The 8,253-nt window shown below is 38.6% G+C and carries 6 protein-coding genes; 2 read left to right on the top strand and 4 right to left on the bottom strand.

The features are described from left to right. On the top strand, positions 1-1,023 hold a 1,023-nt coding region (locus H5157_RS20305), incomplete at its 5' end, for a heavy metal sensor histidine kinase (RefSeq protein WP_182725393.1). Positions 1,024-1,288: 265 nt separating this feature from the next. On the opposite strand, the gene H5157_RS20300 is transcribed toward H5157_RS20305, so the two are convergent. From H5157_RS20300 to H5157_RS20285, 4 genes are all read right to left on the bottom strand, one after another. Then, positions 1,289-4,489, bottom strand: a complete 3,201-nt coding sequence (locus tag H5157_RS20300; RefSeq protein WP_004588883.1) for an efflux RND transporter permease subunit — start codon at positions 4,487-4,489, stop codon at positions 1,289-1,291. Between the two features lie 11 nt (positions 4,490-4,500). After that, complete coding sequence (locus H5157_RS20295) at positions 4,501-5,757, bottom strand: efflux RND transporter periplasmic adaptor subunit (protein ID WP_010388432.1); 1,257 nt, start codon at positions 5,755-5,757, stop codon at positions 4,501-4,503. A 64-nt stretch (positions 5,758-5,821) separates the two neighbouring features. After that, on the bottom strand, positions 5,822-7,039 hold the full coding sequence (locus H5157_RS20290; protein WP_182725392.1) for a TolC family protein: 1,218 nt from the start codon (positions 7,037-7,039) through the stop codon (positions 5,822-5,824). 83 nt (positions 7,040-7,122) lie between these two features. Continuing rightward, positions 7,123-7,482 (bottom strand): hypothetical protein, encoded by a 360-nt coding sequence (locus H5157_RS20285; RefSeq protein WP_310736859.1) that lies wholly within the window; start codon positions 7,480-7,482, stop codon positions 7,123-7,125. 157 nt (positions 7,483-7,639) lie between these two features. Here H5157_RS20285 and H5157_RS20280 point away from each other — a divergent pair. Then, a partial coding sequence (locus tag H5157_RS20280; RefSeq protein ID WP_182725391.1) for a cation transporter occupies positions 7,640-8,253 on the top strand: 614 nt, incomplete at its 3' end.

Raw genomic sequence — 8,253 nt, 5'->3', positions numbered from 1 at the left:
CAAAATGATACCCACACCTACCGAGCTCTGGTGAGTAATTTAAGTACTGAGCAACAGCAATACAAAATTACTACAGCGATAGACATGAGCTTTCATTTACACTTTCTCAATCAATTTCAACAAAGCCTTTGGGCCATTATGTTTGGCTCAGCGGTACTCATTTCATTGGTGGCTTGGTTTGCTGTACATCAAGGATTAAACCCTTTACGAGGTTTAAGTCAGAAAATACACGATATCCAAACTAATAAAATGGATGTAAGGCTCGATGAAAATAAAGTGCCTATTGAGCTTGTTAATATGGTGCAGTCGTTTAACTCAATGCTCGACAGGCTCCAGGGTGAATTTATTCGCTTATCAAATTTTTCTAGTGATATTGCTCATGAACTACGAACTCCACTAACGAATATAATTACTCAAACACAGGTTGGATTATCTAAAAAAAGGCAGTTGGAAGAGTATCAAGAATTATTATTTTCTAACTTAGAAGAACTCGAGCGATTAACGAAAATGGTTAGTGATATGCTTTGGCTCGCCAAAACTCAAAACGGGCTAATTAAACCAGTTCAAAACACTCTAAAAAGCCATGATGAAATTGAAGTGTTATTTGAGTATTTTGACGCTTTGGCTGAAGACTCATTGATTGCATTTAATAAAAAAGGTCAAAACCTTTGTTTTTATTGTGACAAATTACACTTTCGTCAATTATTATCAAACTTACTATCCAATGCAATTAGGTACGCTCCAAAAGGCTCATCAATCACTGTAAACAGTGAAATGACCACCGCTGAAAAAATATGCATTTCAGTGATTAATACAGGGGAGAGAATACCTTCTGAGCATTTACCTTATTTATTTGACCGCTTTTATCGACCTGATAAGTCGCGGCAACGACACAGTGACGGAGCAGGTTTAGGGCTTGCAATAGTTAAAGCTCTAGCGCAAGCAAACGGTGGAGATATAGAGGTCAGTTCAAATAATCAAACTACCAGCTTTAAAGTTTATTTAAATTTAGTTAAAAGCTAATTATTAAAACCAATAACTCAATGTTTGCTTGTAGCTCTTTGGCGAAGTTCAGCTAAGTGCCATAAGCCGACCTTGAGACACATAAAGATTAAGACTGCAAAGATACGAAAGCGGAAGTTAGCTTTGGCCTGTTTAACGACAAATATTCCGACAAAGCAGTCATGACTATTAGTTTATTGTTAAATCTAATCTTTCTTTTCGTTCATCTACTCAATAACCCCACGCTAAACGTGACTTTAGCGTGGGGTTAGAGTTCACAGTCATTTTATCTGGATAGCTCTTTTATTTTTTTCTCTGAAAACCAGCGATATAAAACAGGTAAAACAAATAATGTTAACAGTGTTGCAGTTACCAAGCCGCCAACAATAACACTCGCTAAGGGGCGCTGTATTTCTGCACCAACACCATTAGACATTAACATCGGTATCAAACCTAAAGCTGATGTTATAGCAGTCATAAGTACAGGTCTTAATCTTGAAGTAGCGCCTTCAAAAACGGCTTTAGATGCTTCTAGACCGTCTTTAATACGTTGGTTGATACTTTCTACCATAACGACCCCATTCAATACCGCTACACCAAATAAGGTAATAAAGCCAACGGAGCTTGGTACAGACAAGTATTGTCCAGATAAATATAAGGAGAAAACTCCGCCAATTACAGCAAGCGGCACGTTGACCAATATCAGCATAGCTTGACCAACAGAACCAAAGGCAAAGTAAAGTAGTAGTGCGATTAGTGCTAACGATAAAGGTACAACTATAGCTAACCTATTTTGAGCACGTTTTTGACTTTCGAACTGGCCGCCAATCGAAACAGAATAACCTGAAGGTAAGTCAACCTTTTCAGCAATTACCGTTCTGATATCGGCAACCACGCTTCCCATATCTCGATTTTGTACATTTGCTTGGATAACGACTCTTCGTTGTACATCATCGCGTCTAACTTGTGGTGGGCCTGACTCAAATGAGACTGAGGCTACGTCACCCAGTCGCACCCAAGCACCAGTAGGTGATTGAAGCCGAATATCAGCAATAGCTTCTTTGTTACTTCGGTACTCTTCCTCTATGCGAACGTAAATATCATAACGTTCATTACCATTGATTATTTGTCCGGCTTCAACACCACCAATACCATCACGCACAACCTCCATTATGTCACTCACAGACAATCCAAAGCGCGATAGTTCTTGCCTGTTAGGACTTATCACCAATTGCGCTTCACCAGCAATTTGCTCCAATGCAACATCCCTTGCACCTTCAATGTTTTTAATTGCTGTTTCTATTTCTTGACCTTTAGCCGCCAGTACCTCAAGTTCAGGCCCAAACAACTTTATCGCCAACTGAGCCTTAACACCAGATAGTAGCTCATCGACACGAGTCGCAATAGGTTGAGAAAAGTTGAGTAGCAACCCAGGGAATTCTTCTAAAGATCTCTCCATTTTTCCTTGAAGTTCATATCGATTAGATGCACTGGTCCACTCAGAAACAGGCTTCAACCCTATGTAAATTTCGATGTTATTCACAGGCTCTGGGTCTCCACCTATTTCTGCTCGACCAATTCGGCTTAATGCATAGGTTACTTCAGGGAAAGCCATTAGTTTTTCTTCTAGAATTGGTGCCACAGTGAGCGCGGTATCTAAACTGGAAGAAGGTGCAAGCGTTGCTCTTAAGTTTATCGTCCCTTCTTCTAACTCAGGTACAAATTCAGTACCAATTAATGGAACTAATGCAAAGGCAGAGAAAACTAATATAAGTGCGGCTGAAATGACTAATTTGGTGCGTTTTAGTGCGAATGTAAGCCCTTTTCTGTAGAGTTTGTCTAATGGCCTAAGAACAAAGCTTTCCCTCTCTTTTACACCTGACTTAAATAAATAAGTAGCTAAAGCGGGTACAACAAACAACGCAACCACAATAGCAGATATAACAGCTAAAATGATGCTTATTGCCATAGGTTGAAATAACTTTGCCTCAACACCTTCAAAGCTAAATAAAGGCGTAAATACGACTAAAATAATAGAAGCTGCAAAAAATACGGGACGAGCCACTTCTTTACCCGCATTTTGAAGACGTAACTTAATACCATGCTCATCTTGTTCTACATCATGTGGATCAGTATCAGCACTAGGCACTCTTTCTTTTACAGTTTTTAAATGGGTAGAGTCTGGTCTATTTAAATGCTTAAACATGTTTTCAACCATCACGACTGAACCATCAACTAGCATACCAATGGCTACGGCAATGCCACCCAATGACATAAGGTTTGCAGAAATGCCCCACCAAGCCATGATCATTAACGCGATACCAATTGAAATTGGAATAGATATTAGGACAAGGAAGGTTGCACGTATATTCATTAAAAATAGTGCTAATACAATACAGATGAAAATAAATGCTAGTAATAGTGCATCAACTACTGTATCAACGGCTTTTTCAATCAAATCAGCCTGATCATAAAATGGTTCAAAGCGAACACCTTTAGGCAATGCTTGATTAATTAATGGGATTCTTGCATTGATACCATCAATGGTGGCTTTAGTATTAGACCCCATGCGTTTTAAGACAATGCCAGAGACAACTTCACCTAAATTTTCGACTTTACCGTCTTCGGTTTTGCGCGTCATTGTGACAGCACCTTGACGAATTTCACTGCCCATTTCAACTTTAGCAATATCCGAAACCGTCACAACTGTCCCATCAACTGTTTTGACGGGAACTTGTTTGATATTACTAATACCAGCGTCACCACTTTCAAACCAACCTGCACCTCTAATAACAAGCTGCTCTTGCCCACGGTTCATATACCATCCGCCAACATTGGCATTGTTGTTATCTAGGGCACCAACAACGTCTTCTTGCGTTAGGTTATAAGAAAGAAGCTTAGATGGATCTACATTTACTTGGTACTGCCTAACAATACCTCCAAAGGAGAGTACATCAGTAACACCATCGACAGGCATAACGAGTAATTTTACTACCCAATCATTGAGACTCCTGAGTGCCATAGCATCATAGCCTGCATCTTTATCTGAAATAAGAAGGTACTGAAATACTTGGCCTAGCCCTGAGGTGTTTGGCCCCATTTCGGGTGTGCCGACACCTTCTGGTATCAGTTCTTTTGCGGCTTGAAGACGCTCAAATACAAGTTGTCTTGCAAAGTAAATGTCGGTGCCTTCTTTGAAAACAACCGTGACGCCAGACAAGCCTGTTTTAGAAATTGAGCGCACTTGTTCTACATCAGGTAAGGCATACATGACCGCTTCAATGGGGTACGTAATGAGTTGTTCAACTTCTTCAGCAGCTAGTCCTGGCGCTTCAGTATTTACAGCAACTTGAACATTAGTAACATCAGGAAAGGCATCTAAATTTAGTTTTGGTATAACCATAATTGCGCCGACAATTGTGGCAAACAGCGCAATCAAAATCAGGAGTCTATTATTAACAGACCAATCTATTATTTTATTAAACATAGTCTTGCTCCTTAGTGGTTATGCGGATCAAATCCGCCTTTAGCGATTTCAGAAGCAACAAAAAATGCGCCTTTGGTTACAATTCGCGTCCCACTATCAAGGCCAATGATTTCCCTAAAATCACCTAAGGCTCGGCCTAGTTCTACTTCTACAGCTTTAAATTCTCCAGGGTGGTCTTCGACAAATACGGTCCAATCACCATCTGCGCTGCGGATCAATGCTTCTTCTGGCACAGCCATCACTTTCTGCTTTGTGGCAAACTGAAAGTAAACTTTTACAAACATACCTGAATGAAGGTTATCATCAGCATTCTGTACCCCCAATCTAATAATTCTTGTACGAGTTACGGGATCAATTGTATGGGCTTCTTGGATAACTTTGGCATTGTAACTCTGGCCTTCTAATTTAAGTACCGCAGGAGAATCAATTGATAAATTTAGCTTTTTATTTGGAGAAACTTTTGCTTCAACCCATAGTTGTTTTTCATCAGCTAACAACATGACTGAATCCCCAGCATCAACACGTTGCCCTTGGATAAAGTCGTCTTGAAGCACGACACCTTCACGGTGCGCCGTTAATGCATATTGCCCAAATGCTTTAATGTCTTTGTTAGAAATACCATTTATTGCTTTTTCAGTTAACCCTAAAGCAATGAGCTTGCCATAGCTCGCATTGTATGTTGTTTCAGCTTGTAATAATCGACTTTCACTCACCGTCTTATTACCCAGCTTTTTTACACGTTGCCATTCGGTTGAAGCGATTAAATAGTCAGCTTGTGCTTGTGCCATTGCTTCACTAAATAATGTAACTAACTTCTGACCTATTTCTACATACTCGCCAAGCGCTGCATGGCGACTGATAATGACTGACTCTGTACGTGGTGATACCACATAACTTTTATAGCCATTAGCTTTTATTTCGCCAGGTGCATATACGGAGCTAAATTGATATTCAGGCTTAACACTTTCCACTTTAATTTTAGCAAGCGACATCTTCTTTGGATCAATAGTGATACCTTCTTCATGTTCTTCTTCTCCCTCTTTATTACCACCTTCATGGCCGTGCTCGTCATGGTCACCTTTATCTTCTTCATGTCCCTTTTCGTGTTCATGCTCATCTTGATGTTCTTTTTCTTCTTGTTTCGAAACGTTTGTGACAGAACCAGTTCCATCTGACGACTGTGCAAAAGCATCATGATTTGTAGTAAACCCAACTAACAGGCTGCTAATTACTACGGCTAAAAATTTTTTACTAATTACTGTATTCATTTTTGTAACCTATATTTTTAATAAATTTAAGATTTCGTTTTTCGCTACTGAAAAAACAAAGCGCTCAAATCTCAAATTTTGATAACTGACCCATACTTAAAACGAAGGATATTTCTGCAAGCTTGAATTGATTTTCCAAACGTATTCCTGCATGAAGCCCTTCCGCGCGTTGATTTAATGCAAGTAGGTAGTCAGACGTATTAATGTCACCAGCTTCCCAGCGCTTATTTAATAAATTCGCACTGCTATCTAATCTGCCTTGTGTGAGTTTTCGCCATTGCTCATAGTATTTTTTACTGATATTAAGCGATTCATATTTAGCTTTTGCTTCAAAAGACTGCTTTCGATATACCGATCGAAAGTTAGCTTCTGCTGCAATGGCTTCTGAATAAGCGGCTTTAACCGTATCTGAATAGTTATTCCTGATGTTTAAAGGAATTGATAAAGTCACACCAACCAAGTCTTCATCTCCACTTTTCCCTGCGCTAACGCCAATGGTTGGATTAGCTTTAGATTCCATAGTGGTTAGCTGAGCCTTAGATTGTTGTCCCTTCCATTGCGCTCTAGCGAGTTTAACTTTTGGATGATCCTCAACCCACTGGGAGTTAAATGAATAGCTTGTTGCCCCAAAAGTAAATGAAAACAAATTTGTAGTATTAGGCGTCCAATCAGGCAATAACTCCTGAACCTTTACCTCTGCATTTTTCAATGCTATTTGCGACTCAGATATTTCACTGAAAATTTGGGACAAGTTTAAATAGACCAATTCAGCGTCAAGTGGCTCTAAAAGTCCGGCTTTTCGCTTATCTTCAACAATGCCAAAGAGCGTTTGCAATTGCTCTTCTCTTTCTGAAAGTAACTGAGCAGCTTCTTTTGCTGCTTGCCAATTAACTAATGCAGTTAAAGCGTTAGCCTTTTTAGAATCGAGTAAAGATAACAATTGTTGCTGGTTTGCATAAACATCAATTTCACCAATGCTTTTATTTGCTGATTGCTTATCCCAGAAATCAATTGTTTGGCTGATACCAATGGAGTAATTATCAAAATCACCTTCTTTTTCATAACTAGCTTCTAGCTCTGGGTTATAAACGGCTTGAGTTAAACCTTTGGCTCTATGACTACTTGCATTGAGTAACTCTTTCGCTGCTATAACTTCGGGATCTTTATTTATTTGACTATCAAGCCATGAAATATTTTTCTCTTTGCCATAACTGGCAGCTGAAAAACTCACAACCATGCATAAAGACAGGACTAAACCTGTATTTTTTAAATATATATACATAAAAATTCTTAATTTTAAAATTAATAAACACGAACCCTTTATCCATTATTAAAGGATAAATAGGTCATTAAAAATTAATCTAATTAAGAAATAGGCGGACGAAGTATAGCTTCAAGAAAGGTACTTGTTTGATCAATTTGATAAGGCGTTTTATTGATAATATTTAGCTTACCATCGACATTGGAATTACTGACTAAAATCCAAGATAAGTGGCTGCCACTGCAATGACCACAGTGATGACAATCCTTTACATCGTGCTGTTCATCATCTGTATTATCATTTAAAATATTTCGATCATCTGCATGATCATGTTGAGTTTGAAGGTGCTCTATATCTACCTGGTGATTCTCAGATGTTGCGGATACAACAGCAGTTAACGATTGCAAAACAATCGAAACGACTAAGAGCATTTTTAGTACAACATTAAGGTTCAAAGTTATCACCAGTTAAATATAGTATTTAAAATACTAGCAGAAACTATTTACTTAAACTAGCATTTCCAGTCAGTTTCTACTCTTTTCACATTAAATGATTTTTCATTTGACTCTATAGCCACTATAGAATTTATACTTATTTTAATATCGTTACGGAATGTTAAATATGTCAGAAAAATGTAGTGGTCAGTGTCAATCATCTTCTACCAATGAAGACGTAAAAATTGATGCGCAATTAGATAACTATAGTGGCGGGTTTGTCAGTACATATAAAGTGCCTCAAATGGACTGTCCTTCAGAAGAGAGATTGATTAGGTTAGCACTTGACTCAATTGAGCCTTCTGTTGGCTTGCAATTTGATATTCCTAGCCGTTTAGTCAAGGTTTTTCATGATGAAAATTTAGATGAGATAACAAAAAAATTACAACAACTCAATCTCGGTGCAGAACTAGAATTAACCAAAAATAGTTGCAGTACGGAAGCTGCACAGGCAAAAGAACTTGCTCAAAAAAATGAGTTGAAAGAAGCATCAACACTAAAATGGTTGTTGGCTATTAACGGAGTCATGTTTTTTGTAGAGATAATTGCCGGGATTATTGCGCAGTCTGCTGGCCTTATTGCCGACTCATTAGATATGTTTGCTGATGCTGCGGTGTATGGTTTAGCTATATATGCTGTCGGTAAAAGCATAAGCATGAAACTTAGAGCGGCACATATATCTGGTGTACTTCAAATTATTCTAGCGCTAGGTGCTTTGAGTGAAGTCGTAAGACGCTTTAT

This window comes from Pseudoalteromonas sp. SG43-3, assembly GCF_014164385.1.
Lineage (GTDB): Bacteria > Pseudomonadota > Gammaproteobacteria > Enterobacterales > Alteromonadaceae > Pseudoalteromonas > Pseudoalteromonas distincta.
This window is presented reverse-complemented; position numbering and strand designations above follow the sequence as displayed.

Excerpts from the sequence above, each read along its gene's own strand:
- H5157_RS20300 (WP_004588883.1), bottom strand. The coding sequence starts at position 4,489 with ATGTTTAATAAAATAATAGATTGGTCTGTTAATAATAGACTCCTGATT.
- H5157_RS20295 (WP_010388432.1), bottom strand. The coding sequence starts at position 5,757 with ATGAATACAGTAATTAGTAAAAAATTTTTAGCCGTAGTAATTAGCAGC.
- H5157_RS20290 (WP_182725392.1), bottom strand. The coding sequence starts at position 7,039 with ATGTATATATATTTAAAAAATACAGGTTTAGTCCTGTCTTTATGCATG.